Here is a 24,110-nt window from a genome sequence, read left to right as displayed (position 1 = left end):
GCAGCCTGCTTCTTAGTGCTTTGAAAGTTGCTTCTTAGCGCTTCGGAGTTTTTCTTGAGCGGCATGTTGGATTAGCAGTGCTGCCCGGCATAAATCTACGGCATGTTTAGGCAAAAAAAGCGCGGATGGTACGGTTGTGCGGAATGATTTATCCGCTATTCCCGTCGCATCCGCGCTTTTTAAGTCTGATAGCTATTGGGCTTTATTCAAATGTCTCGTATCGTGTAGTCAATAACCTACGGTCTCCCAACGTATTGTCTACACGGGCAACGTTGATCCAGAACTTGTTGTCACGCACAGCCTGTGTAGGATATACCGCCTTCTGCCTTGTATACGTATGGTCCCAAACGTCGGCCACCGCTTCATATTCGGGATGCGGTGCATTCAGCAACACGTTGTCTGTCTGGTCGGCACGTCCGTCTTTTACTTCCTGAATCTCTTCCCAGATGGTCAGCATTGCTTCTACGAAGTTGTCCAGTTCGGCCAAGCTTTCACTTTCGGTCGGTTCGATCATCAGCGTGCCGTGTACAGGGAACGAAAGGGTAGGAGCGTGGTAACCATAGTCCATCAGTCGCTTGGCGATGTCGTTTTCGCTGATGCCCGTTTCTGCGTGTACATTGCGGCATTCCAGAATCATTTCGTGACCGACGAAGCCGTTGGTGCCGCGATAGACTACTCCATACGTGTCTTTCAGACAAGCAGCGAGGTAATTGGCATTCAGGATGGCAATCTTGGTGGCGCGGGTCAGACCTTCTGTTCCCATCATACGGATGTATCCGTAGGTGATGGGCAGTATGCCGGCACTTCCCCACGGTGCGGAAGCCACTTCATTGGTATCGTTGCCGAACAGTCCGTGCCCGGGCAAGAAAGGTACCAGGTGAGAAGCTACACAGATAGGTCCTACGCCAGGACCGCCTCCACCGTGAGGAGAAGCAAAGGTCTTGTGCAGGTTCAGGTGGCAAACATCAGCGCCAATTGTTCCGGGATTGGTCAGGCCTACTTGTGCATTCATGTTGGCACCATCCATGTACACCTGTGCTCCGCAAGCATGGATAATGTGGCAGATTTCCACAATATCAGCTTCGAAAATGCCATGTGTCGACGGATAAGTAATCATCAGTGCAGCCAAGTCATCGCGGTTCTCTTCTGCTTTGCGACGCAGGTCATCCATGTCTACGTTGCCATGGTCGTCGCATGCACAAGTTACCGGGGTAAATCCGGCCTGTACGGCGCTGGCAGGATTGGTTCCATGGGCACTGGCAGGAATCAGCACCTTATGGCGGTGTCCCTGTCCGATGCTTTCCAGATAAGCACGGATGACACGCAGGCCGGCATATTCGCCGGCGGCACCCGAGTTAGGTTGGAGACTGATGCCTGCAAATCCGGTGATGGTCTTCAGCTCCTCACCCAGGTTGTGAATCAGCTCTTGCCAGCCGGCAGCCTGCTCTTGTGGAACAAGTGGGTGGATGCCGGTGAATTCCGGGCGGCTCAGCGGAAGCATTTCGGCTGCTGCATTCAGCTTCATGGTGCAGGAGCCTAAAGAAATCATGGAGTGAGCCAGTGAGATGTCTTTCCGTTCTAACCGCTTGATGTAACGCATCATTTCTGTCTCGGTGTGATAGAGTCGGAATACTTCATGTGTCAGATAAGAAGTGGTGCGACGCAGCGGTTCGGGCAATCGGGAAACTTCGGGAAGTCCGTCAATAGCAGGAACTTCTTTGCCTAATGCCTCTGCAAAGATGGTCAGCAGAACATTTACAGCCTGTTTGTCCGTGGTCTCGTCGATGCTCAATCCGATGTGGCCGTCGGTTCGATAATTCAGATTGACTTCGTGTGCCAGTGCAACAGTGCGTACTTGTTCTTGTGATACGCCTTCGGGCAGTGCAATGAGAAGTGTATCGAAGAAAGTCGGGTTCAGTTGGCGGCATCCCCAGTTTTCCAGAGTGTTTGCCACCAAAGCGGCCGAGTGATGGATGCGCAGGGCAATGTCGTGAATGCCTTCCGGTCCGTGCCATACGGCATACATACCTGCCATGGTAGCCAGTAAAGCCTGTGCCGTACAGATGTTGCTGGTGGCTTTCTCGCGTTTGATGTGTTGTTCGCGGGTTTGCAGAGCCATGCGGTAGCATAGATGTCCGTATTTGTCTTTGCTCCAGCCAATGATTCGTCCCGGCATATTACGTTTGTACTCGTCGCGGGTAGCAAAATAGGCAGCAGAGGGACCACCATAGAACAGAGGAGTACCTAAGCGTTGCGTAGAACCGAATACAATATCCGCTCCCCATTCACCCGGAGGTGTCAATAAGGCCAAACTCAGTATATCGGCTGCTACGGCTACTTTGCAACGGGCTTCATGTGCCTTTTCGACAAAGTTGCGATAATCGGGCACATTTCCGTTGGCATCGGGATATTGAAGTACGCAGGCAAAGAGATTGGGTGTAAACTCCAGTTCCTCATAACGGCCTACTTGCAGCGTGATGCCTTGCGGAATGGCACGTGTACGCATTACAGCCAGTGTCTGAGGAAAGATGCGTTCGTCTACAAATACCGTGTTGGCTCCATTCTTCTGTAAGTCACGCGGACGGAGGGCATACATCATGGTCACGGCTTCGGCAGCAGCAGTGCCTTCATCCAACAAGGAACAGTTGGCCAACGGCATACCGGTCAGGTCACAGACAGCTGTCTGGAAGTTCATCAAGGCTTCCAACCGTCCTTGTGATACTTCTGTTTGGTAAGGAGTATAGGAGGTGTACCATACCGGATTCTCGAATACGTTGCGTTGGATAACAGCCGGCGTGATGGTGTCATACCAGCCCTGCCCGATGTATGTAGTGTAGAGCTTGTTTTTTGCAGCCAATGCGGTGATGTGAAGAGCAAATTCATGTTCGTCCATCGCTTCCGGCAGGTCGAGGGGTTGTGGGAGCCGGATATTGGCAGGCAGGGTTTTATCAATCAGTTCATTTAGGCTTTGCACACCTATTTTACGAAGCATCACGGCTTCGTCGGTTTCGTTCACACCGATGTGACGGGTGTAGAATGGATGCTTGTTCATATTGTTGTTACTTTAGGTTTATTTTTGAATGTCAGATTCGGAAGAAAGGATTTTCTGCTTTTTCAATCCCTATGGTGGTGGGTGCTCCGTGTCCGGGATAAACAATGGTTTCGTTGGGCAAAACGAAGAGACGGCTGCAAATGTTTTCAATGAGTTGGTCAAAGTTTCCTCCTGCTAAGTCTGCCCGTCCGATACTTCCTTGAAACAGCACGTCGCCCGAGAACATGCAATGTTCGCTGGCACAATAATATACCAGGCTTCCGGGAGAATGTCCGGGGACGTGGATAGCTTCTAATTGTGTGTGGCCGAAGGTTATGATATCTCCATCATGCAGGTACTTGCCCAGCGGGACTGTTTTCTCCTGCAAATGAAAGCCGAACATACGGCTTTGTTTCGGAGCTTCTTCCAGCAGGAATTCATCTGCCTGGTTGGCTTCGGCTTTCCATCCGAATTCTCTTAAAAGGAATGGGTTGCCGAAGATGTGGTCTAAATGCAAATGCGTGTTCAGCAAGTGTTTTACATCTAACTTCTCTTTAAGGATGAAATCTTTCAGTGCCAGCTTTTCTTCTTCATAGAAGCAGCCAGGGTCGATAACTACCGCTTCGTTGGTTTCATCCCAAAGCACGTAGCAGTTCTCCGGGAACATATTGAATTCAAATCGCTTTATCTTCATGGTGGTTGATGGTGTTGATTTTTTAGTTGAGTAAATAAGTTTATCCGTTTATAGGAGGTGTGTCGACATGCAAAGCGGCTATCATGCAGCCCAGCCGAACGTATGTAGTACCTCCTTCATTTCAGGCTTTTCTTTTATTGATGGCTACAAATACGGCTTTTTTAGTTACGAAGAATTCTTCGTTGAAGAAATCTTTCAAGTCCCAAGTCAGTATTTCGTGTTTGAATGGTCTTATTTCGTTTTCTACCTCCCCTCCTTTCAGGCAGATAAGCCCATTGGGCAATGCGTTATGCTGGTGGGGCGAGATGTTTTTGCGGCAGGCTTTCACTAAGTCGGGCAGAGGCATGACAGCCCGGCTCACTACGAAATCGAACAACCCTTTCTCTTCCTCAACGCGCGAATGGCAAAAGGTTACATTCTTTAGTCCGATGGCTTGAGCCACTTCAGTAGCTACCTTTATTTTTTTGCCGATGCTATCTACCAGATGGAATTGCACATCCGGGAATAAAATGGCCAGTGGAATGCCTGGAAATCCGCCTCCGGTGCCTAAGTCCATTACTTGGGTGCCTTCCCTGAAGCGGATAACTTTAGCTATGCCTAAGGAGTGGAGTACGTGGTGTTCATACAAGTTCCCGATGTCTTTACGGGAAATGACATTGATTTTGGAATTCCAATCTGTATATAACTCTTCCAGTGAACTCAGTTGGCGTATTTGCTCTTCGTTCAATCCGGGAAAGTAATTCAATATTTGCTGCAGTTGTTCCATAATGATATAATCAGTCTGTGGGAGTTACCGGACAGAATCCAGGATTTTGGTTTCATCTTTCAGCAGGTGTGACATGATTTCGTAGGGGAGGGAGATCTCAATGGCTCCCATCACATAAGGTGCAATGTCATATACATTATAATAGAAAGTGATTCCTTCCTGTCCGATATAAAAATTCTCGGTAGGTACTATGTCGCCTGTGCTTCCATAGCCCAAGTCTTCCAATTCTTCGCGCGTAGCTACATGGTTGTCTGCCATCAGCTGATTCCAAAGCAGGTCTGTCAGGGCTTCTTCATAATTGTCGGTAAATAAATCTTTCAGGCGTATGGGAGTCAACGTACGCAAGTCCAGATTCAGAAAAGAAGTCATATAGATGCCGTGCGCCCCTCCCGTGTATTCTTCGAAACGCGTACGGTATACCAGGAGATTTTTGCTGTAAAGCTGCACCTGGCTTTGGATGTATTTATAGTACGAATACCAGGCACGTTGGTCGGCATCTCCAAATTCAGCTTCTTCTTTCCGATAGAGTTTCTCCAAATCGTTGCGGTAGTCGTTGACATATTGCTCTTTGTATCTTTTGACAGCTTCTTGCGGTTGAAAGGTCGAATAGGCGTCGCCGAAGCTGGCAGTCAGGAAATAGCGGTTCAGGCTGTCTTTAATTTGTTCGTCATCCGACAGCCGTGCATAGGCAAAGTTTATTACCAGGTTACAGGCAGGTTTTGCTGTGTCGCCGAAGAGGTGTGCCGTTTCGTTCACCTGAATACTGTCGAACTCCACGGCCCATTTGTTCCTGTTCGTTTTGTTATTGCAAGAAAACAAAATAATGCTTGTCGCAAGCAAAAGGACAAGCTGGCTGACATTTTGCTTTTTCATTCTGAACTTTTATTTAAAAAACAATATTCATTTATTTAATCACCATGCACAAATATAGGATATATTGTCGAACCATCCTCTAATTTGCGAGATTTTTTTTCAATACTGTCCGGAGGAGGTGTCATTTAGCTGTTTCTATATTCCAGTGGGCTCATTCCGACATATCTTTTGAAATATTTTCCGAAGAATGAGGCACTGGGAAAGTTGAGTGAATAGGCTATTTCCTGCACGGTCATATCTGTCGATTTCAGTTTGGCTTTTACGTCCATTAATACTACGTTGGCAATGATATCCAGCACGTTTTTACCTGTCACTTGCTTCACGGTTGTGCTCAGATGCTGTAACGAGATGCCCAGACGGTCGGCATAAAACTGTGCATGCCGTTCGTGTGTATAGTTCTCTATGACCAGTTGGATGAGTTGGTGGCAGATTTCTTCTTTCCGGCTTTTGGCAATCCGCTGTTCTTGCGGATGAATGTTGTAGAGCCGGTCTATGACATACAGCATATTTTTCAATATTTCCTGAGACAGATGGGTGTCTGGTGGATAATCGCCTGTCGTTACTCTGGACAACAAGGCGAAGTAGTCATTGAAGTAAGAGGTTAATGTGTCATTGATGCTTAGGACAGGATATTCTAAAATCGTAGAGAAAGAACTTAATATGGATTGGATGACGTTGACTCCGGTCACGCAATGGGCAGAGAACCCGATGAAGGCCAGGCGGAACTTCTCCCTTTGCCCGTAAAACTGGATGATGGTGCCGGGCAGCAAGGTTATCAGGTCGCCGCGTTTGATTTCTGTTTCCATCAGATTAATAGAAACCGTGATCGACCCTTCTAAACAGAGTGCGAAGATGCACGCTTTCAGTCTGCATGACTGTTTGTAGATGTTCAAGACTTCTTCCGTCACATCCGTCCAGGCTATGACGTCAACGGGGAGGTCCACTTGTGGAAAATCCATACGCATATTGCTTCATTTTGTCTGCAAAGATAGACCTTTTCAAAGAATTGTTGCTATTTTTGTCCCGGATTTCAGAGCTTGTTTTTATTTTTAACCGACTGTTGAGAATCCGGTTTATAGTAAGCACAGAGAGGCTTTGGGGCGTTTGTCCGGCTGAAAGCGGCAGCACAGCTGACGGATTTGCAGCAGGAGCGGTGAATTATAGTTCTATGAGTGAGCTTGCACAAGCTTTATTCTACATGCTCTGTTCCTTCGTGATTCAATGTTTTATATAGGTTCATTCTTGTCATCTACTTATCAGATTATTGACTATGAATACAGAAATATCCGATTGGGGGCTTATCGAATACGAGAAAGCCTGGAAGCGTCAGGAAGAATGGTTCGACGCATTGGTAGAAGCTAAGCAGGGCGGGCAGGCATACGTCAATCACATCATCATGTGCCAGCATCCTGCAGTATATACGTTGGGGCGTAGTGGCAAGGAAGGCAATATGTTGTTGGGCGAAGAGCAATTGCGCCGTATCGGAGCTACCCTTTACCATATTGACCGTGGCGGAGATATTACCTTTCACGGCCCCGGCCAGTTAGTGTGCTATCCCATTCTTAATTTGGAAGACTACGCATTGGGGCTCCGCGACTACATTCATGTATTGGAAGAAGCGGTGATTCGTGTCTGTGCCTCTTATGGCATTCAGGCTGGGCGGTTGGAAAAAGCAACAGGGGTATGGCTGGATGCGCATTCACCCCGTGCGCGTAAGATTTGCGCTATCGGTGTCCGTTCCAGTCATTTTGTGACGATGCACGGGCTGGCTCTGAACGTGAACACCGATTTGCGCTATTTCAGCTACATCAACCCTTGTGGCTTTGTGGATAAGGGGGTTACTTCTCTGCAGAAAGAATTGGGGAGGGAGATTGATATGGAGGAGGTAAAGACCGGACTTTGCCGGGAACTGCTGGATCTTCTTTCTGCTTCTCGCAGAAAGGGAGAGTAAGCATTTGAATAAATACAGAGATTGAGATGAATATTTACCCAAAACGCAAATATCCGGAGATGCGGAAGTGCGTCTCCGGATATCTGCGTTTCTAAGATTTGTCACATTTACAAGGAAGCCACTGCTTCCTTCGAGAGTCCTGTAATATCTGCGATATCCTCTATCGGATAACCTTTGGCCTTCATTTTACGGGCATGCTCCCACTTCGCTTCCTTCTGCCCCTCTACACGGCCCTCAGCCCGCCCTTCAGCGCGGCCTTCTTCAAGTCCATCGGCACGTCCCTCATACCAGCCAGTCTTGTCTGTAACCTTTCTTTATTCAGATAACAAAGCAGATACTGTTTCTTCAGACACCGCTAATACAGAAGTTATATCTTTCACGGACATGCCACGCTGAGACAGATTCCGGACAGTTGTGCGCAAGATAGATTTTTGTTGTTCTATTTCTTGCGATTTCTGCTCAATCTCCTGAGTCTTCTGCTCAATCTCCTGGGTCTTCAGTTCAATCTCTTTATCTTTCATCATGATGGCTGTATCCCGTGCCTCTATTTCAGACAGAATTTCGTCTTCCACTTGCATCTCCCGTCTGACATCGGGAGAAGCTGCCGCCATCACCAGGCGGTTCACCAGCAACCGCCCTTCCTTATCCATGCCCTCGTCATTTATCTGAAGGAAATGGACATCCGTAGCCATCCGGCATTCCTGGTCGAAAACGCTCAGCAGACGTTCCAGATGATTGCGTGCCCGTCCCTGCAGGTAAGGGATTTGGACGATGATGCTGTCATGCGTCAGGCTTTCGATGAAAGGATCCGGAACGCCCTGCACGATATCCCGGTTGTCATAATCCAGATAACGGCGGCGTACATACACCACCGGTTCGTTCAGGTCTCCCAATTTATGTCCCAGGATATAAATTGAAATGATGGGCAAGCCGTAGCCGGTCCCGCTCCCCGACGACGAGATATTCTCCATATCCAGATATTGGGTGCCCAGATACTGGCGGAAACTCAGGGTCTCCGTCATCAGCCAGGTCTTCTGAAGCTCTATCAGCACCAACTGTTCCCTGCCCGCAGCATCCTTAATACGGGCTGAGAAATCAATGCGGAACAACGATATACGGGTCTGGCTAAGATTTGTATATTCATTGCGGCGCATCTTCAGGTCATGCACCTCCTGCTGCAGCAGGGCAGAAAGCAGCACCTTTGCCGCACGTTCATCTTCCATCAGGAACTTGAACACGGAATCGTATATCGGATTGGCGATAATGGTCATAAAGCGGGATGTTATTGGTTACTGATGCAAATATAGGGGATTCTATCGGCTTATGCAAGCTTCATGGAAAGTATTCGTTTGCGAATATAGAGGCTCACACAAACTCTGCGATATGTTTTTATTCATCATGGAACTGCGTTTGCAAGCTGCTCCTTGACAGGTTGACACTATATAATTGTGATAAAACATACGCGCGCCTACGCGAGACAAATTACGTTATATCATATTGTCTCGCGTAGGCGCGCGTAGTATAAAAGTTATATTTTGCTGTCACACCTGTCAAGGTACATCAAGTGAAGTTTGTCTCAACAACGGGTGATGCCTGTCTTTCTCGCTCAACACTACCTTGTCTGCCGGTATGCGCCAATCAATACCTAAATCCGGGTCATCCCAAGCTATCGCACCTTCACTTTGCGGAGCGTAGAAGTTATCGCACTTGTATTGAAAGATTACCTCCTCACTTAGTACACTGAAACCGTGTGCCAGACCGCGGGGAATGAAAAACTGACGATGGTTGTCTTCGGTCAACTCCACAGCTACATGTCGGCCAAAGGTGGGAGAATCTTTGCGAATATCCACTGCTACATCCAGCACCGCACCTTTCACTACCCGTACCAGTTTGCTCTGTGCAAAAGGTGGTTTCTGAAAGTGCAGACCACGAATAACACCATACGAAGATTTGCTCTCGTTGTCCTGTACGAAGGTTATTTTACAGACTTTCTCTTCAAACTTACGTTGGTTGAAGGATTCGAAAAAATAACCGCGGGCATCGAGAAAGAGGCGAGGCTCGATGATGACAACGCCGGGGATAGGGGTTTCGATTATGTTCATAATTGTAGTCTACTTATTGGGCAAAGATTTCAAACGTTCCAGACACGCTTTGTTTATTTGGGTGCGTTTCTTATCAAGAATCCATCCCCATTTGTTGAAATATTTAACAACTGAACAGATGTGATATTTCAGCAGTTTCCTGTTTTTGTATGACCCTTTTCCGTATGCGTGATAAATAGACACACCCGGATAATACATGGTTTTGGAAACTTCGCCTATCCGACGGCACAAATCCAAATCCTCCGCATACATAATCTTTTAATTTTAGTTCGCAGCAAAGTTATGCCTTTCAATTAATAGCCTTTTTTGACTGCTTACCGCTATTCACTTTAAAAACTTCAAAAAACCTTTTACTAAAAAAGTTGACATAAAATAGATAGCCGGTACTTTTTTTACATTTTCCACCATACGTAAGACATACCATTGTTTCCGAATCATATCCCATTTATCCCCAGAACGGCTGTTTTTAGATTCTCGATAAATGGCATGGATTTTATTTGTATTATATGCGGTGACGTTTCGAGTACGCATAATTGTCAACCAGAAAACATAATCTTCTTTGGGTGTTTGTTGAAAGCGAATATCACCAATTATTTTCCGCCTTAACAAGGCTGTCAAACAAGGGATGCCGTTACTCTCAAGAATATCCCAATAAGTAGAAACAGAACGTGCACACACAATCCTGTTATTACGTTTTCCTTGATAATTCATTTTTTCATAATTGGAATATACAAAATCAAAATCATTCATTTCCAGAAACTCCAATTGTTCTTCCAATTTATTAGGAAGCCAAGTATCGTCTGCGTCCAGAAAAGCGATATATTGCCCCTTGGCTGCTTCCAAGGCTATATTACGAGGCTCAGAAGGGGAACCCGTATTTTTATCGGTGCTTAACAATTTGATACGAGGATCTTTTATGCTATATTGATTAATTATTTTCACAGAATCATCTGTGGAACAATCATCCACAATCAATAATTCCCAATTAGAATAAGTTTGTAACAATACAGACTGAATAGTTGCTTTAATAGTATTTTCCGCATTGTAGCAAGGCACAATAACAGATATCAAACGTGAAATCTTCATTTGGAATAAAAAGAAAAGAATATGATATAACCTTATTCATAATTACTACTCTTAACTAGACTTAGACAATAAATGAGCAATACATAAATTGCTTTATACAAAGGGATTCTTGTGATTGCTGAAAATTTAAAATGCTTTCTCATAATTGTTCGCACAAAAGGATGAGCAGCACCAAGAATGCTTCTCCGGGTAGAATTGGAATAAAAAAGCAAAAACATGGCATCTATTTCAGGTTTTATCTTTTGATAGTAATGAGTATTTTTTAGTATATCTTCAATAAAAAAGGCAGCCTGTAATGTCTCTTCTGCATATTTCTCAGAACGAATGTGGGAAGCTGATTGTGCATATTGTATATAATTATACACCTGTTCGGACAAGATTTTAACTTGTCTAGAGGCACACACCAGTTGAATAAAGACTGCCGCATCTTCACCGATGCGTATTCCTTGAGTAATCTTTATAGAGGTGGTAAACAGCTCCTTGCGATACATCTTAGCACATAATTCCCAACCATATTTCCCGCAAAGAACTTTCTTTAGATAGTCCATGGAAGGCAACTTGCATGGGTGCAGAATCTTACGACGGACAGACTGGCCTTTCACTATATTGAATCCCGAAACGACAATGTCCGTATCCTCATCAAACGCACGAAGCATTTGTTCCAAAGCATTCTCTTGCAAAGTATCATCCACATCCAAGAAAGTTATAAAATCACCGGTGGCTTTGCTTATACCATACTCACGCGCTTTGGCAGTACCTTGATTGGATTGAGAATACATCTTAATACGTTGATCTTGCAATGCATAATTTGTCAATATATTAAGAGTATTATCTTTACTACCGTCATTTACAAATATTGCTTCCCAATCATGATACGTTTGTATAAACAAAGAAGTTACACATGATACTATATATTGTTCACTGTTGTAACAAGGAATAATTATAGAAAGAGGATAAGACATAATTATATGATAATTAGAGAACAAACTTCTAATAACCAATTTTAGGGTGCAATGAAGACAAGAGCTTATATCTATTCAACGACCGTTATTCTATGCTATATACATCCGATCTTTTAATATTTTCTCCAGTAAAATGGTATTTTTACGAATACTTACTTTATTTCTCAATAAATTGAATCCTTCACTATAATCAATCTCAACTGTTGTCTTTAATAGCTGATTGATTATGGTTATCAATTCGTAAATATCATTTACAACATAACCTATACAAACGTTCTTCAACAAATAATCAAAATAATCATTATGCAATGCCAAAATCGGCTTACCAAACTTTACAGCATCCATAATAGCTCCGCTAGCTGTAAGCTTATATGAATCGGAAGGATATAAATAAAGTATATAGTCTAATGATTGTATAGCTTCTTCAAAAATATCTCTAGGCAACAAGTTTTTATTTCCAATCCATTTTATATTTCGATAAATAGATACATCTACTGTTTCAACCTTTCCTATTGCTTTTATTATTAATTTTCCTTCTTTTATGGGATTACTCAATTTCTCCGAAAGAATTAACAAAGAATCAAGCCCCTTCTCTTTTGTCATTACTCCTACAGTTCCAATAGTTAACACTCTTTGTTTCTTATTTATAATACAATCATCCATAAAATACGGGTGACAAATGGAGTATATATTTGAAGAAATAGCAGGAAAAATATCACAAAGATTACTCTTAATAGACTCACCTAAAACCAAGAGAATCGCTTCATTTCTCTTAAATAAATGTTTCAAACTTAATCTATGGAACAGACGATACCAAAATGCAGGTTTCAATATTGATATATTTTGTTTGAGTTGAAGTTCCAGTTCCCCATGCATCACAAACACAACTTTCTTCTTCAATAGATAATTTAGGAACAAGATAAGAGGCATAGAAAGAGGATTGGTATAATTAAAAAAAAGAATAGTCTTTTTCCCTAAAAAAATATACTCTGCTATTGTAACGAAAAATCCCAATATAGTTCGAATAAAAGTACCTAATTTTGTATTTGCCTCGCAAATAGGTCTCCTATGAAATATAATAGAACTTGCTTCATCCCCAATGTGTGAATAGTAATACTTTTTAATATTTTTAATAGACGATTTACCGGCATAGTATTGAACATCATCGAACAAATGTGTACACATAATGACCAATGCCGTATTAATAATCTCGTGAAATGAGTGAACCGAAAAGTAGTCAACAATTTTTACTCTATTATTCATCTGAAGAAACAAAATTTATAAGGGATATATACATCATAATAGTTCATTACAATACCATTAAATCTAATGAAAAAATAGATTATCAATAAGGAAACAATTATATAGACTGTGCCTCTGTTCATCCTCATTGTAAAGATATAAGGTAGCAGCATAATCTGAGCCATATCCGTAAATACTGTTAACCGAGCTAGAGCTACAGATAAAGGAACGGTTATTAGAAATAATATAAAACTATATAGATACATGTTGAAAAAAGCATTCAAACAATAATCATTTTTACGTCTTGCATTGAGTAGGAAAAGAGGAATAAAAAAATAAAAACTCCTATTTACACATCCTCTTATCATTACCTGTATTGGTGAATAAATCATTCCAAATGTTTCGTTGGATTGATCCATATAATACGATAACTTACTTTCAAAAAAATCTCCACCAAAAATGAATAGCAAATTGGAAAATAAATGTGATGTAGTAACTGCCATAACAAAAACAATAGCAATAGCACACATTATATATTTAGCAGGAATATACTTTTTCCATAAAAAATAAATAGGTAGAGTTATCAAGGCCGTATAATGAAAAGTTGTGGCAATGATAATAGTTACTAAATAGAAGTACCATTTTCTTTCAATAATGTATTTCCATGAAAAAACAAACAAACTAATTGCAATTGTTTGTCTTACTGGGAATAGATGAGCGAATATTACACAAAACCAAATGAATAATGAAAAAAAAGGAAAAGGAGAATATTGTTTAATCCGTTTTGCAACTGGAAGTATACATAATAATGCCATTATTCCTAAATGGAAAGTATATGAACCATTAACCAGCTGATAATTAATAAAACAGAGCCAGGTATATCCAAACTCCAGATATCCTGATTCTGGTGACACTCCTACTTGAATATAGTATTCATAATAAGAACTCCAATCAGTTCCGTTTTCCCAACGAAAAGTAGAAAGAAATATTATTACACAAACAACTCCCCAATAAGCCACTTTATAAAAATTGGGGTTATCTTTAATTCTAAATTTCGCTAATTCCCCAAAGGATATTAGAGCTAAGATATAAAATAGTACGTATAAATACATTTATAAAGTAAATGTCCAATTTTGATGCATCCTCTGTTTTTACAGATAATACATTTAAAAAAATTCCATAATCGCGGTTACCCACAATTATCTTGGTTAACTATGGAAATCATTTATTTTCAGATAGTTTTTTTCAATATGAGAACAACTTTCCGCGGGAGTATACTTTTCAGAGAACTTTTTATAGATACAAGTATCCAAGTCTTATAATAAAAGAATTTCCATGATATAGTATCTTTCCTACCATTAATCCTTGCATCTTCTTTCAAGCAGACTAAACAATTTCTACTGGAAACACCATCTACAGCATCGAAATTTGAAATACAAATCGATAAATATGAAAAACGCCTACTCAACATATATTGTTGATAAAAGAAATTATAATCCCCTGATATTTTATATTTTAAACTGAACTTATATTTTTTCATTATATTCATTTTCACAAAAGCGGATTGATGACAAAAAATCATGTGTTTTCTAAGTTCCGATAAAAAAAAAGGTTTACGTATAATATCCCCCCACTCATATATATATTTTGCATCTCCATAAACAATATCTGCAACCTGTCCCTCCATGAATGTACAAACCTGTGCCAAAGTATTGGCTTCATAAAACGTATCCCCACTATTCATAAAATTAATCCATTCCCCCGTTGCCGCCTTTATCCCCTTATTCATCGCATCATAAATCCCCTTATCCGGCTCGCTCACCCAATATGCCAATCTATCCGCATATTTCTTGATGATGTCAACGGTTCCATCCGTACTGCCACCGTCAATAATGATATACTCTACATACGGATAAGTCTGGTTCAACACAGATAACATCGTTTTTTCAAGGGTCTGGACAGCATTGTAACAGACCGTTACTACAGAAATTTTCATAAGAATATTTAGAGGGTATCAGTCTATAAATTCAGTTATTATATCTTCTTATCTTGATAGGTATCGCACCTTCAGGTACCGAATCCACCACTAAAGCCAAATAACCACCACCTCCGGCACCTGTCATCTTCCAAGCCAGGGAATGATGCCCCCAGGTGTCAATGTAATCTTGAACACCTTCTGCCATCATGGATGGAAACATGGCAATCTGTGCTTCAAATGAAGCATGGTATGCTTTGGCGAAAGCCGTTAAATCTTTAGCCAATATGGCATTCCAACAATTTTCTGCTGCCATAGTCAATGCCTTTACCTTTTCCGTTGTAATATCTTTCCCTTCCACGACAGATGTGCCCGGACGGCGCGGGAACATAGGTACCAAGCACAGATGGCTTTCCAGCCAAGACAAGATTTCTTCATCATGGCAGGTTTCTATGCGCGACGGCCAATAGCGGTTGTCATAATAATGGCGACACAACCCGGACATGCAGATGCCAATAGCATCTTGTGCTCCAGAAATATGTCCTTCACGTTCCGGATCATTCTCAAAACAAAACAGCAGCTTGGCCAACATTTCCTCATTGTAGGCAGGCAGTTCGTAAGGCCATATCTTACGTGCCGCATTGCGGGTAGAGGTTGACATACCGGCACGTTCCATAAAATCAATCGTAGGCTCTATGGATATGGTTATTGCCCACCCGGCACCATAGCAGGAAACGTAGGGTTGGTCAATCCAAGTTCCAGCGAGGTCTATTCGATAAGGAAGATGTGAACCAACCTTACGCAAATCAGTAGTGGAACGGGCTTGCAAACCAGCTTCCGGCATACGCTTCAGTTCAATGTATTCAATACCGTGTTGCCGACAAAAATTCCTTTTTTCTTCCGAACCACCATCGCTGTTGACCACGAAAATATCCGGTTTCACTCGCTCAACGGTTTCAGTGAAATCCATCAGTCCGGACCCCGAATTTATAAAGGCATCCGTCACATACCGGATGGCTTTTACCATGTACAACCGTTCGCGCTCAGAATAAACTGTTTTACGTTTCTTCAATTGTTCAATGGTAGCATCCGATCCGATGCCAACATATAAGTCACCGTATTGCGAAGCTTCTTTGAAAAAGGCTACATGACCGCTATGAAGCATGTCGTAGCAGCCGGAGACAAAGACACGTTTGTGCATTGCCGTTGTATTCATAATGATATATTGTAATTATTTTTAATTACCTGAAATCTCCTAACTAAATTAACTTAAATGAACTCATCTACTCTTCAAACAGATATTTATTGTTTTACGTATACATTTAGTGATAAAATTCTTGCAAGTGATGAGCCCATAATAAAAATAAAAATCAAGAGGAATTCTAATACGAGGGGTATCTGCATCATTTTGCTTAGTTTGCAAATCCCGATATAGTTGATTATAACTATCTATAGTCTTACACATGGGAAAATCCCGCAAGGTTGTCTCCCGGGCATGCTCACCTAAAGTAGTCCTTAACTGTTCGTCTGACAATAATAGGTTACAATATTTTATAATATCTTCCTTGGAAGACGCTACCAATGCATTATAACCATTAATTAAACGTTCTTTAGGCGCATCTGGTCCATAATAAACAACAGGCTTTTTTAACAACATGGCATCCCCTAGAGTGCCGTCTATAGATGAATAAGCAGACAATGGTAAGTAATATAAAAACACATCGAAGTTTTTTAACACTTCCAGCCATTTTTTATAAGGCAATCCCTGAATGATTTCGACAGTATAATCATCACGTTTTCTCGCCTCTTTTTTTATCCATCTGTCATCACCATTTCCTACAATCACAAAATGTTTAGGAGAATTAATACCATCAAAGATTTTAAACATATCTTTAGGACACTTGTTTAATGTACTTCCTCTGCCATAAATTATTTCAAGTTTCTTCTTATCAGAAGTTTCTTCTTCAAGCACAGAATTCAAAATCTCCAATGTATACTTACTTGTACCAAAGTAGATCATTCTTTTTAGTTCTGATGGTATGAACGCATACAAAGAATCATTGTAAGCGGCTTTATCAATAAAAACCAAAGCTAAAGAATGTTTGATTTCAATCGGAGACAATAAGTGCAACTTGAATGATGGACGTTGACAAACTGTCGTTATGATATTAGGGTGCAAATGACGTCTATGCGCTTCCCGAACTAATTCTCTGAATAATTTAAAACCAGCAGATTTAAACCAATGTATAAAATCGTAATTTCCTGACAGATATTCTTCAATTATCTCTTTTCCGCTTTTCTTAAAAACAAAATGCTCAGGTAGCGTACAATTCCTGCATGCTATTATATATTTTTCTAATTTAGGATTAGACTTAATTGTTTCAATCAATGCAATTGAAGCACCTCCAGTAATCTCATAATAATCTATACAATATATCACTTTATATTTGTACATATAATACATAGTCATTTTAAGGAGTAGAAAATATCTTATGCAAATAATAATTCTGTACCTTCGAATTATTCAATGTTTTGAAGAATAAAATTTTTCCATATTCTGGATAAGCATCATGCATACCATTACTAATCATTTTATCTGCATTTCTGAGATCTGTGTATATTACAATGCCGATTATTGGAAGAAGGAACAATAATCCTTTATTCTATCAAAGCGAAAATTAGTTTTCTTCATAATAAAACTCTCCAAACATTGGCGGATATAGGGTTCGTGGTTGTAAGTTATGCAGCGAATAGTAACCATTAAAGGCCGTTCTTCAATTCTTTCATTCATTCGTTTAAGGTATGAATATTGCACGTATCAATTAAATCGTCCCTGAATCAACATGAATATTCTGACCTGTAATACTTTTAGCACTGTCCGATAGCAAAAAGACCACCGTAGCTGCCACAGATGATATTAAAGTCGCTTGTTTTAAAGAGGTTCGTTTATATATCCTGTCTTTTTGTTCTTCTGTCAAAGAGGAACTCATGGCTGTTTCCATAAATCCTGGTACCACTACGTTAGACCGGATACCTAAACCGCCCCATTCACGAGCCGTATTTTTGGAAAAAGCTTCTAAAGCTCCTTTACTTGAAGCATACATGGCCAGTCCTTTATACCCTGTATGAGCACTTATAGAAGAGATATGTATAATGCAGCCTGCTGTATGGTGTAACAACATGTTGCGTAATGCATATTTAGTAAACATCATAGGAGTAAGCACATTGACTGCATACATTTCTTCTAATTTGTTTAGATTCAAATTGGTGATAATGTCATCATAAGCCATCGCAGCATTATTGACATAACCATGTAACACTACTTTATTGCCAAGAAACTCTTTAAACACTACTTTATAAGCGTTCTCAGCATCTGACAAATCGACATTCTTAAAATAGACAAAACCCTTATACATATCTTCAAGTTGCTGAAACTCTATTGTATGGGTTCTAGCTATACCATATACAGTATGCCCCTGCTGGAGCAACTGACGGCAAATTTCCAATCCTACTCCCCGGGAACAGCCAGTTACTAAAATATTCATACGCGTTTTAATTTTCCTGTACGGGTTAAAGACAAATGTTCTACAAAAATCACTTTACGGGGTATTTTAAAATCCTGTAAGTGGATGGATAACTTTTTCCTGATATCCAGCTCACTGAGTACATATCCCGGCTGTTTAACGACTTCAGCAAATAACATATTACCCAAGATGGAATTAGTTTTTCCATAGACATAAGCCTGCTCTACCCCCTCGATATTACAAATAGCTTCTTCCACTTCATTGGGGTTGACTTTATATCCACCAACATTAATAAGCTCATTTTTCCGGCTGACGAATCTAAACATGCCTTTGGATTCATCAACCCATTCTACGATATCACCGGTATGATAATAATCATTCTGATAAATAAAGCTGTCAGATTTTCCTAACAAAGATTTATGTACCAATAATTCACCTTCAGGAGATATCTTACATTTATCCACGATGCTATCAGGTATTTGGAAGTTTTCTCCCTTAGCCACAAATAAAGAACCGGCCTCTGTAGAGGCGTATATGTTGGTCAGCTTTGCAGCAGGAAACAATTTGAGAATATTCTCATAAAGAGAGGTGTTTGATTTTTCCCCACCCAAAGTTATTCTGCGGACAGAACAGAAACTTTGATCGGCAGGAAGAAGAAGCCGGTAAAAAGTTGGAGTGGCAGATATATGAGTTATATGATAGCGTTGTATAAGTTCAAATACGGTCTTGCGGGGCTGGTTAAAGCTATTTACCAATGCATTCTTATTGGCAAATGCCTGAAAAAATACCTGCAAGCCGGCCATGTGAGTCGGATTATAAGCAAACAGCCAAATGTCTTCAATATGTTTGTCTGAACGACGTACGGATCGTGTTAATGTACCTATTGTATGTACTACTTTTTTAGGTTGCCCTGTCGTTCCTGAAGTAAAAATCGTTATTTCAGACGAAGAAGAAAGAACTGTATCCCGAAAAGTTTCCCAATTGTTCCAAGCTGACGCTTCTTTAATACTCCTAGGTTTATTGATTTCTCCGACTGCCAATGAATTGATTTCCTGTTCTGACATGTCTGAATCTATCAATACCAAACTTTCATTAAAAGCCAAAGCGGTCAACAGATTAAAGAAGTAGTCATACAATGAATGAGTGCGTAAAACTGGGATATAATCCTTACATGTTTTAATCTGACTTAGTAATAAATCATAACTATATATGTCAGAATCATCAACCAAGAAAGTATCCATTACTTATTCAGTTTTTCAAGAATTTCACCGATTGTTGATACCAGACCATCCTCAAATACATCCACTCCATATTCATCCTCCAAACGGACGGTCAATTCTGCCAAATCAAAAGAAGTAAATCCTACATTGTCCCGCAAATCATCTGAAGCAGTCAGCTTTGTTAAAGGAGACATTCCTTTACTTTCACGAATTTGATTGATAATCTTCAAGATTTTTTCTTCCATGTTGTACTTGTTTTAATTGATTTTCTAATATCCGATATTTTTTTGATCTTGGTATAATTTTTTTCAGGGGATTACCGCAATATATTACATCGCTGATGCATGAATGATCAACCAATGATAAAGCTCCTATTGCAACTCCTTCTTCTAACGTAACTCCAGGCAATATGACGGATGCACATCCTATGATTACATGCTTATTTAAAATAACTGGAGCATTTGTCACGTTGGTGAATTGAACTGGAACCATCGGATTAGTCATGTAACGACCAGAATAATCATCACTACTTGAATAAATACTAACTCGACCTGAAATAGAACAGAAATCCGAGATAATTATGTCTTCCGCACCTATGAGTGAAGTATAACAAGCAATATGTACATAATTTCCGATAATTATTCTCTTGCCTGCCGACAGTATACAAAAGTCATCAATGCGGACATTATCTCCTATTGAAATATGGGAGATACCGTAAAAGCTAGCTTTCCGACTAATTTTACACCCTTCACCCACAGACTGAAAACCCATAGATGAAAGTTCTTCTTCAGTATAAAATGATGTCATTATTTTTGTATGCAATTTATTACCCGTTCTATATCTTCCTTTGTCAGGTTATAATACATCGGCAGACAAATTACACAGTCTGCAATTTTCGTAGCCACCGGCAGATTCTCCGGACGTGCCGACTCCAGTCCTCTGTAAGTAGAAAACTCACTGATCAGAGGATAGAAATAACGACGACCTAACACGCCGTTCTCTTTCATCTTGAAATAAAGTTCGTCGCGCGTCATGCCGTATGCTTCCGCGTCAATGAATATCGGGAAGTAGGAATAGTTGTGGCGCACGCCCGGCATATCTTCCACCACGCGGATGCCTTTCACGTCGCGCAATGCCTCACGGTACTTGATGGCTACCTGACGACGTGCCTCAATGGCTTCATCCACCTGCTTCAGGTTCAACAAGCCGTAGGCGCTGCGGACTTCATCCATCTTGCCATTGATGCCGGGGGCTATCACGGTCGTCTCACCTGCAAAGCCGAAGTTCTTCAGGTAGTCGATGCGCTTCTTTGTCTGCTCGTCGTGACATACCAGTGCGCCGCCCTCCACCGTGTTGTAGACTTTCGTGGCATGGAAACTCAACGTAGACATATCACCGGCTTCTAGAATGGACTTGCCGTTTACCTCTACTCCAAAGGCATGGGCGGCATCGTAAATGACTTTCAGACCGTACTTGTCGGCGATCTCCTGAATGCGTTCCGTGTCGCAAGGCTTGCCATATACGTGCACCGGCATGATAGCCGTGGTCTTGGGAGTAATGGCTGCCTCTATCTTGTCTGGGTCAAGGTTGCAAGTCTCCGGATCAATGTCTACAAACACCGGCTTAATCCCGTTCCACCACAACGAATGAGTGGTGGCTACAAAGCTATAAGGGGTGGTAATGACTTCACCGGTGATGCGCAGGGCCTGCAAGGCGCACATCAAAGGCAAGGTGCCGTTTGTGAACAGGCTGATATAAGGCACTTTCAGATACTCGCACAAAGCCTTCTCTAACTCCTGATGATAATGGCCGTTATTGGTCAGCCATTTACGCCCCCAGATGTCTTGCAAATAAGGCATGAATTCTTCCAAAGAAGGAAGCAAGGGAGAAGTAACCGTGATTACTTTCTTTTCCATATTCGATATTTTAAGAAAAGTACACACTGATAAGACGGATGATGAAGAACACATCAGACTGGTTTACCTATATTCAGATAGCAACCACAATCTGCGTAAACACGTCTAATCCGCGTAATCCGTATGTAATGAATTAATGTTTTCTTTTCAGAAGGGAGAAAGCCATCTGTCTGGCCTCCAAATATTCAGGAAGCTGTAGCCGTTCATAAATCAGCACGGACAGACTGATGCCCAGCAGACACTGTAAAGGCAAAATCAGCCAATAGGGAAGGGACAATAAAGTCAGGCTCCACATGGCAGCAGCCGTCACAAAGGAGACTAGGAAAGTTGGCAGAATATCCTTTACCTGTGCTTTGGTTGGGTAGTCAATTAGATCGGCAGAATAATAACTATTCAGAAAAAAGGCTATGATTGAAGTTAAAACACTGCCCCATAGCATATATTCGATGCTGAACAATATGCCTAAAACTAGTGGGCCGATAGCAATTATCTTCTTAATGATTTCCAACCTCAGGAACAAATCGGAACGCCCCTTTACCTGCAAGATATTCAGGTTGATGGCATGAAGGGGATACAACATGCCGGAAAAACAGATAATCTGCAGAAATCCTACCGCAGGCAACCATTTCTCACCAATCAGCAATACAATCATCGGTTTTGCCACAGCTGCCATGCCCAACATGCAGGCAAAGCTAACCAGCATGGTGTTTTTAATAACCTTACGGTAAGCTTCCCGCAGGCGTTCCGGTTCATCTTGAATACTACTCAGTACCGGATAACTCACCCGTTGGATAACTGTAGTCAGGTTACTGGAAAATATCTGGTTAAACTGGTTGGCACGTGTGTATTGCCCCAATTGAGCAGAGGTGTAACAGCGGCCTATGACCAATGAATAGATTTCTTTAAATATGGTATCCAGTAAGCCGGAAAGTAATAACTTTGATCCAAATCCGAACAGTTCTTTAAAGCTCTGCATGGAAAATTCCCATACGGGGCGCCAAGTGCAATAAATCCACAGGAACACTGTGTTTAGCAACTGACGGGACAACTGCTGTCCGACCAGACTCCAGACACCCATACCAGCCAATGCCATGCCGATGCCGACAACACCGCTGCTGATAGAGGCGATTAGAGAAACCTTGGTCTGTGTCTTAAAATTGATCTCCTTGACAAACAGAGTGCGGGGAATGATAGCCAGCGCATTGATGACCAATACCCAGCCGATAACCCGCATGACTTCCATCAGCAACGGTTCTTTAAAAAACACACTGATGGCGGGAGCCGCCCAATAAAGGAGAACATAAAGGATTACACTGACTGCCAGATTGAAAAAGAAAACTGTATTATAATCAATCCGTCCGGCATCCGTTTTCCGAATCAGTGCATTAGAAAAACCGTTGTCAATAATCGAGTTGGATACGGCAATGAATATCGTGAGGATAGCCATGATACCGTATTCCGATGGAGTCAGCAGGCGGGCCAGTACCAGTCCCACCAAAAAGGTGATTCCTGAACTAGAGAGATTGTCTATGAAACTCCAGCCGACACCCCTGACGGTTTTATTCTTCAAAGATTCAGACATTTGTATAAACGCCTAATTCTGGCTTTCCCGCCTTAAGACAGCATATTTACGATTCAGAAGTAAGCGGCTATCGAGGCTGCGATAAAGATTAAAATCCCGATTTTTATTCGGGCGTATAATAGTAAGCGGTCCTATAGTGACTACTTACTGATAATCTAATTCTCTATGTGTCATCTTTTGTCGCGTTGTTGGTACGACGCAAAATTGACACTTGGAATATGGTGAAACAATACGGCCGATTAATAGCTGCTTACATAATTTCAGTTCCACCCTCCCATTACTCACCCGTAGAGGTTCACCAACCTCTTCTTCCACTCCGGGAACGGGCATTTCGTCCGTATCTCATGAAACAAATCCAGGCAATAGCTCAGCAACTGTTCCGCTTCATCCAGTATTTTCTCATCACCCGCCAAGGCAATCAGGTTGGGGTTGGGGGCAGCATTCACTTGACGGCTGATGCCCAGCTGACCTCCCCGAATCGTCACCAAGGAGTTACCAGAGGCACCCGTCATCAGATCGATGACTTTCGGACAAGGTTTCTCCAACATACGCATCAGCTTTTCCGGTTCGTTGTGCCCGATGATGAGTTGGAAATAATCCCCCCAATCGGCAAAAAGCATCTGGCCGTCAGCGGCAGGGATCAGATGGATGATGCCATAAAAACCTCCTTGCAACTTGAAAACATATTCGATGTAGTCTTTTCGGAATATCAGGCTCAGGCTGCTGCCACATGTGAAAGTGGCCCCGGCGGTACGTTGAATGAAAGGTCGCATGACGGTAGCAATTAATGGTTCAGAAACTAAAGTGCATTTATCTCATCCACGCTCAACTTCGTAAACAAGGCTATGTCCTCCGGAGAAATACCTTGCGACTTCATCATCCGGGCGATACTCATACGTTCCTCTTCACGCCCCTTTTCAAGACCTTTTTCAAGACCTTCCGCACGGCCTTCCGCTAACCCTTTTGCATGCCCCTTGTCTTCTGCTGTCTTCATCACACTGTACCAGTCGCGGTATGCCTTCAGGCTATCCTCATACGCCACCAGGTCCGGACGGCTGAAACGGGCGATCTCTGCCGCTTCAAACAAACGGGTGAACACGCGTTCCTGCAAGGCGACGGGACGTTCCATCAGGCGGGAAAGGTTGCGGAGCACAAACAGCCACTTGTCGAACATGGTTTCCAACTC

Annotated in this window: 23 protein-coding genes and 2 pseudogenes; 1 reads left to right on the top strand and 24 read right to left on the bottom strand. The window is 42.0% G+C overall.

The window, feature by feature from the left end; all coding sequences use genetic code 11:
- Positions 1–202: 202 nt before the first annotated feature.
- The 5 genes from gcvP to B5F34_RS09995 form a co-directional block, all read right to left on the bottom strand.
- Entirely contained in the window at positions 203–3,052 is a 2,850-nt protein-coding gene (gene gcvP / locus B5F34_RS10015) for an aminomethyl-transferring glycine dehydrogenase (protein ID WP_087338184.1), read from the bottom strand.
- A 31-nt stretch (positions 3,053–3,083) separates the two neighbouring features.
- Positions 3,084–3,725, bottom strand: a complete 642-nt coding sequence (locus B5F34_RS10010; RefSeq protein ID WP_087338181.1) for an MBL fold metallo-hydrolase — start codon at positions 3,723–3,725, stop codon at positions 3,084–3,086.
- Positions 3,726–3,846: 121 nt separating this feature from the next.
- Positions 3,847–4,482 carry a 16S rRNA (guanine(527)-N(7))-methyltransferase RsmG gene (gene rsmG, locus B5F34_RS10005; protein WP_087338375.1) on the bottom strand — a complete coding sequence of 212 codons (636 nt, stop codon included), beginning with the start codon at positions 4,480–4,482 and terminating at the stop codon, positions 3,847–3,849.
- Between the two features lie 33 nt (positions 4,483–4,515).
- Complete coding sequence (locus tag B5F34_RS10000; protein ID WP_087338178.1) at positions 4,516–5,364, bottom strand: DUF3298 and DUF4163 domain-containing protein; 849 nt, start codon at positions 5,362–5,364, stop codon at positions 4,516–4,518.
- 125 nt (positions 5,365–5,489) lie between these two features.
- Entirely contained in the window at positions 5,490–6,329 is an 840-nt protein-coding gene (locus tag B5F34_RS09995) for a helix-turn-helix domain-containing protein (protein ID WP_204245596.1), read from the bottom strand.
- A 299-nt stretch (positions 6,330–6,628) separates the two neighbouring features.
- Between B5F34_RS09995 and lipB the strand changes: the two genes are divergently transcribed.
- Positions 6,629–7,315, top strand: a complete 687-nt coding sequence (gene lipB, locus B5F34_RS09990) for a lipoyl(octanoyl) transferase LipB (RefSeq protein WP_255376962.1) — start codon at positions 6,629–6,631, stop codon at positions 7,313–7,315.
- A 107-nt stretch (positions 7,316–7,422) separates the two neighbouring features.
- Here lipB and B5F34_RS18070 read toward each other — a convergent pair.
- The 19 genes and pseudogenes from B5F34_RS18070 to B5F34_RS09895 all read right to left on the bottom strand — a co-directional run.
- Positions 7,423–7,518: pseudogene (locus tag B5F34_RS18070) on the bottom strand (helix-turn-helix domain-containing protein); the annotation flags it as partial.
- 111 nt (positions 7,519–7,629) lie between these two features.
- Positions 7,630–8,586, bottom strand: coding sequence for a hypothetical protein (locus B5F34_RS09985; RefSeq protein ID WP_087338172.1), 957 nt, complete (start codon positions 8,584–8,586; stop codon positions 7,630–7,632).
- Between the two features lie 279 nt (positions 8,587–8,865).
- Complete coding sequence (gene rfbC, locus B5F34_RS09980) at positions 8,866–9,417, bottom strand: dTDP-4-dehydrorhamnose 3,5-epimerase (RefSeq protein ID WP_087338169.1); 552 nt, start codon at positions 9,415–9,417, stop codon at positions 8,866–8,868.
- A gap of 9 nt (positions 9,418–9,426) precedes the next feature.
- A pseudogene (locus tag B5F34_RS17890) lies at positions 9,427–9,669 on the bottom strand (glycosyltransferase family 2 protein); the annotation flags it as partial.
- Positions 9,670–9,741: 72 nt separating this feature from the next.
- A complete protein-coding gene (locus tag B5F34_RS09970) occupies positions 9,742–10,503 on the bottom strand; it encodes a glycosyltransferase family 2 protein (RefSeq protein WP_239448915.1) in 762 nt (253 codons plus the stop codon).
- Positions 10,504–10,535: 32 nt separating this feature from the next.
- Complete coding sequence (locus B5F34_RS09965) at positions 10,536–11,465, bottom strand: glycosyltransferase family 2 protein (RefSeq protein ID WP_087338366.1); 930 nt, start codon at positions 11,463–11,465, stop codon at positions 10,536–10,538.
- A 90-nt stretch (positions 11,466–11,555) separates the two neighbouring features.
- Positions 11,556–12,728: a glycosyltransferase gene (locus B5F34_RS09960; RefSeq protein ID WP_087338166.1), complete on the bottom strand. Its 1,173-nt coding sequence runs from the start codon at positions 12,726–12,728 to the stop codon at positions 11,556–11,558.
- Complete coding sequence (locus B5F34_RS09955) at positions 12,725–13,819, bottom strand: EpsG family protein (RefSeq protein WP_087338163.1); 1,095 nt, start codon at positions 13,817–13,819, stop codon at positions 12,725–12,727. The genes B5F34_RS09960 and B5F34_RS09955 overlap by 4 nt, the downstream gene beginning before the upstream one ends.
- A gap of 119 nt (positions 13,820–13,938) precedes the next feature.
- Positions 13,939–14,703, bottom strand: coding sequence for a glycosyltransferase family 2 protein (locus B5F34_RS09950; RefSeq protein WP_239448908.1), 765 nt, complete (start codon positions 14,701–14,703; stop codon positions 13,939–13,941).
- A gap of 31 nt (positions 14,704–14,734) precedes the next feature.
- Positions 14,735–15,898 carry an adenylyltransferase/cytidyltransferase family protein gene (locus B5F34_RS09945; RefSeq protein ID WP_239448906.1) on the bottom strand — a complete coding sequence of 388 codons (1,164 nt, stop codon included), beginning with the start codon at positions 15,896–15,898 and terminating at the stop codon, positions 14,735–14,737.
- Positions 15,899–15,961: 63 nt separating this feature from the next.
- Positions 15,962–17,137, bottom strand: a complete 1,176-nt coding sequence (locus B5F34_RS09940) for a glycosyltransferase (protein ID WP_162609316.1) — start codon at positions 17,135–17,137, stop codon at positions 15,962–15,964.
- A 367-nt stretch (positions 17,138–17,504) separates the two neighbouring features.
- The gene (locus B5F34_RS09930; RefSeq protein WP_087338148.1) at positions 17,505–18,227 is read right to left on the bottom strand and encodes an SDR family oxidoreductase; all 723 of its coding nucleotides are present in this window, start codon (positions 18,225–18,227) and stop codon (positions 17,505–17,507) included.
- Positions 18,224–19,447, bottom strand: a complete 1,224-nt coding sequence (locus B5F34_RS09925; RefSeq protein WP_087338147.1) for a fatty acid--CoA ligase family protein — start codon at positions 19,445–19,447, stop codon at positions 18,224–18,226. The genes B5F34_RS09930 and B5F34_RS09925 overlap by 4 nt, the downstream gene beginning before the upstream one ends.
- On the bottom strand, positions 19,447–19,671 hold the full coding sequence (locus B5F34_RS09920) for a phosphopantetheine-binding protein (protein WP_087338144.1): 225 nt from the start codon (positions 19,669–19,671) through the stop codon (positions 19,447–19,449). Before B5F34_RS09920 ends, B5F34_RS09925 begins: the two co-directional genes overlap by 1 nt.
- The gene (locus B5F34_RS09915) at positions 19,631–20,233 is read right to left on the bottom strand and encodes an acyltransferase (protein ID WP_087338141.1); all 603 of its coding nucleotides are present in this window, start codon (positions 20,231–20,233) and stop codon (positions 19,631–19,633) included. The genes B5F34_RS09920 and B5F34_RS09915 overlap by 41 nt, the downstream gene beginning before the upstream one ends.
- On the bottom strand, positions 20,233–21,342 hold the full coding sequence (locus B5F34_RS09910; protein WP_087338138.1) for a DegT/DnrJ/EryC1/StrS family aminotransferase: 1,110 nt from the start codon (positions 21,340–21,342) through the stop codon (positions 20,233–20,235). Before B5F34_RS09910 ends, B5F34_RS09915 begins: the two co-directional genes overlap by 1 nt.
- A gap of 133 nt (positions 21,343–21,475) precedes the next feature.
- Positions 21,476–22,924 (bottom strand): lipopolysaccharide biosynthesis protein, encoded by a 1,449-nt coding sequence (locus B5F34_RS09905; protein ID WP_087338135.1) that lies wholly within the window; start codon positions 22,922–22,924, stop codon positions 21,476–21,478.
- Between the two features lie 281 nt (positions 22,925–23,205).
- Positions 23,206–23,697 carry a hypothetical protein gene (locus B5F34_RS09900; protein WP_087338132.1) on the bottom strand — a complete coding sequence of 164 codons (492 nt, stop codon included), beginning with the start codon at positions 23,695–23,697 and terminating at the stop codon, positions 23,206–23,208.
- A gap of 26 nt (positions 23,698–23,723) precedes the next feature.
- On the bottom strand, positions 23,724–24,110 hold a 387-nt coding region (locus B5F34_RS09895; protein WP_204245595.1), incomplete at its 5' end, for a PD-(D/E)XK nuclease family transposase.

The sequence above is a fragment of the Mediterranea sp. An20 genome (assembly GCF_002160055.1).
Lineage (GTDB): Bacteria > Bacteroidota > Bacteroidia > Bacteroidales > Bacteroidaceae > Bacteroides > Bacteroides avicola.
This window is presented reverse-complemented; position numbering and strand designations above follow the sequence as displayed.

Coding starts and splice junctions, on each gene's coding strand:
- B5F34_RS09950 (WP_239448908.1), bottom strand. CDS start 14,703: ATGAAAATTTCTGTAGTAACGGTCTGTTACAATGCTGTCCAGACCCTT.
- B5F34_RS10010 (WP_087338181.1), bottom strand. CDS start 3,725: ATGAAGATAAAGCGATTTGAATTCAATATGTTCCCGGAGAACTGCTAC.
- B5F34_RS09925 (WP_087338147.1), bottom strand. CDS start 19,447: ATGGATACTTTCTTGGTTGATGATTCTGACATATATAGTTATGATTTA.
- B5F34_RS09965 (WP_087338366.1), bottom strand. CDS start 11,465: ATGTCTTATCCTCTTTCTATAATTATTCCTTGTTACAACAGTGAACAA.
- B5F34_RS09905 (WP_087338135.1), bottom strand. CDS start 22,924: ATGTCTGAATCTTTGAAGAATAAAACCGTCAGGGGTGTCGGCTGGAGT.
- gcvP (WP_087338184.1), bottom strand. CDS start 3,052: ATGAACAAGCATCCATTCTACACCCGTCACATCGGTGTGAACGAAACC.
- B5F34_RS09960 (WP_087338166.1), bottom strand. CDS start 12,728: ATGAATAATAGAGTAAAAATTGTTGACTACTTTTCGGTTCACTCATTT.
- rfbC (WP_087338169.1), bottom strand. CDS start 9,417: ATGAACATAATCGAAACCCCTATCCCCGGCGTTGTCATCATCGAGCCT.
- B5F34_RS09970 (WP_239448915.1), bottom strand. CDS start 10,503: ATGAAGATTTCACGTTTGATATCTGTTATTGTGCCTTGCTACAATGCG.
- B5F34_RS09940 (WP_162609316.1), bottom strand. CDS start 17,137: ATGTACAAATATAAAGTGATATATTGTATAGATTATTATGAGATTACT.
- B5F34_RS09920 (WP_087338144.1), bottom strand. CDS start 19,671: ATGGAAGAAAAAATCTTGAAGATTATCAATCAAATTCGTGAAAGTAAA.
- B5F34_RS09985 (WP_087338172.1), bottom strand. CDS start 8,586: ATGACCATTATCGCCAATCCGATATACGATTCCGTGTTCAAGTTCCTG.
- B5F34_RS09955 (WP_087338163.1), bottom strand. CDS start 13,819: ATGTATTTATACGTACTATTTTATATCTTAGCTCTAATATCCTTTGGG.
- B5F34_RS09900 (WP_087338132.1), bottom strand. CDS start 23,697: ATGCGACCTTTCATTCAACGTACCGCCGGGGCCACTTTCACATGTGGC.
- B5F34_RS10000 (WP_087338178.1), bottom strand. CDS start 5,364: ATGAAAAAGCAAAATGTCAGCCAGCTTGTCCTTTTGCTTGCGACAAGC.
- B5F34_RS09930 (WP_087338148.1), bottom strand. CDS start 18,227: ATGAATATTTTAGTAACTGGCTGTTCCCGGGGAGTAGGATTGGAAATT.
- B5F34_RS09915 (WP_087338141.1), bottom strand. CDS start 20,233: ATGACATCATTTTATACTGAAGAAGAACTTTCATCTATGGGTTTTCAG.
- B5F34_RS09910 (WP_087338138.1), bottom strand. CDS start 21,342: ATGGAAAAGAAAGTAATCACGGTTACTTCTCCCTTGCTTCCTTCTTTG.
- B5F34_RS09945 (WP_239448906.1), bottom strand. CDS start 15,898: ATGAATACAACGGCAATGCACAAACGTGTCTTTGTCTCCGGCTGCTAC.
- B5F34_RS09995 (WP_204245596.1), bottom strand. CDS start 6,329: ATGCGTATGGATTTTCCACAAGTGGACCTCCCCGTTGACGTCATAGCC.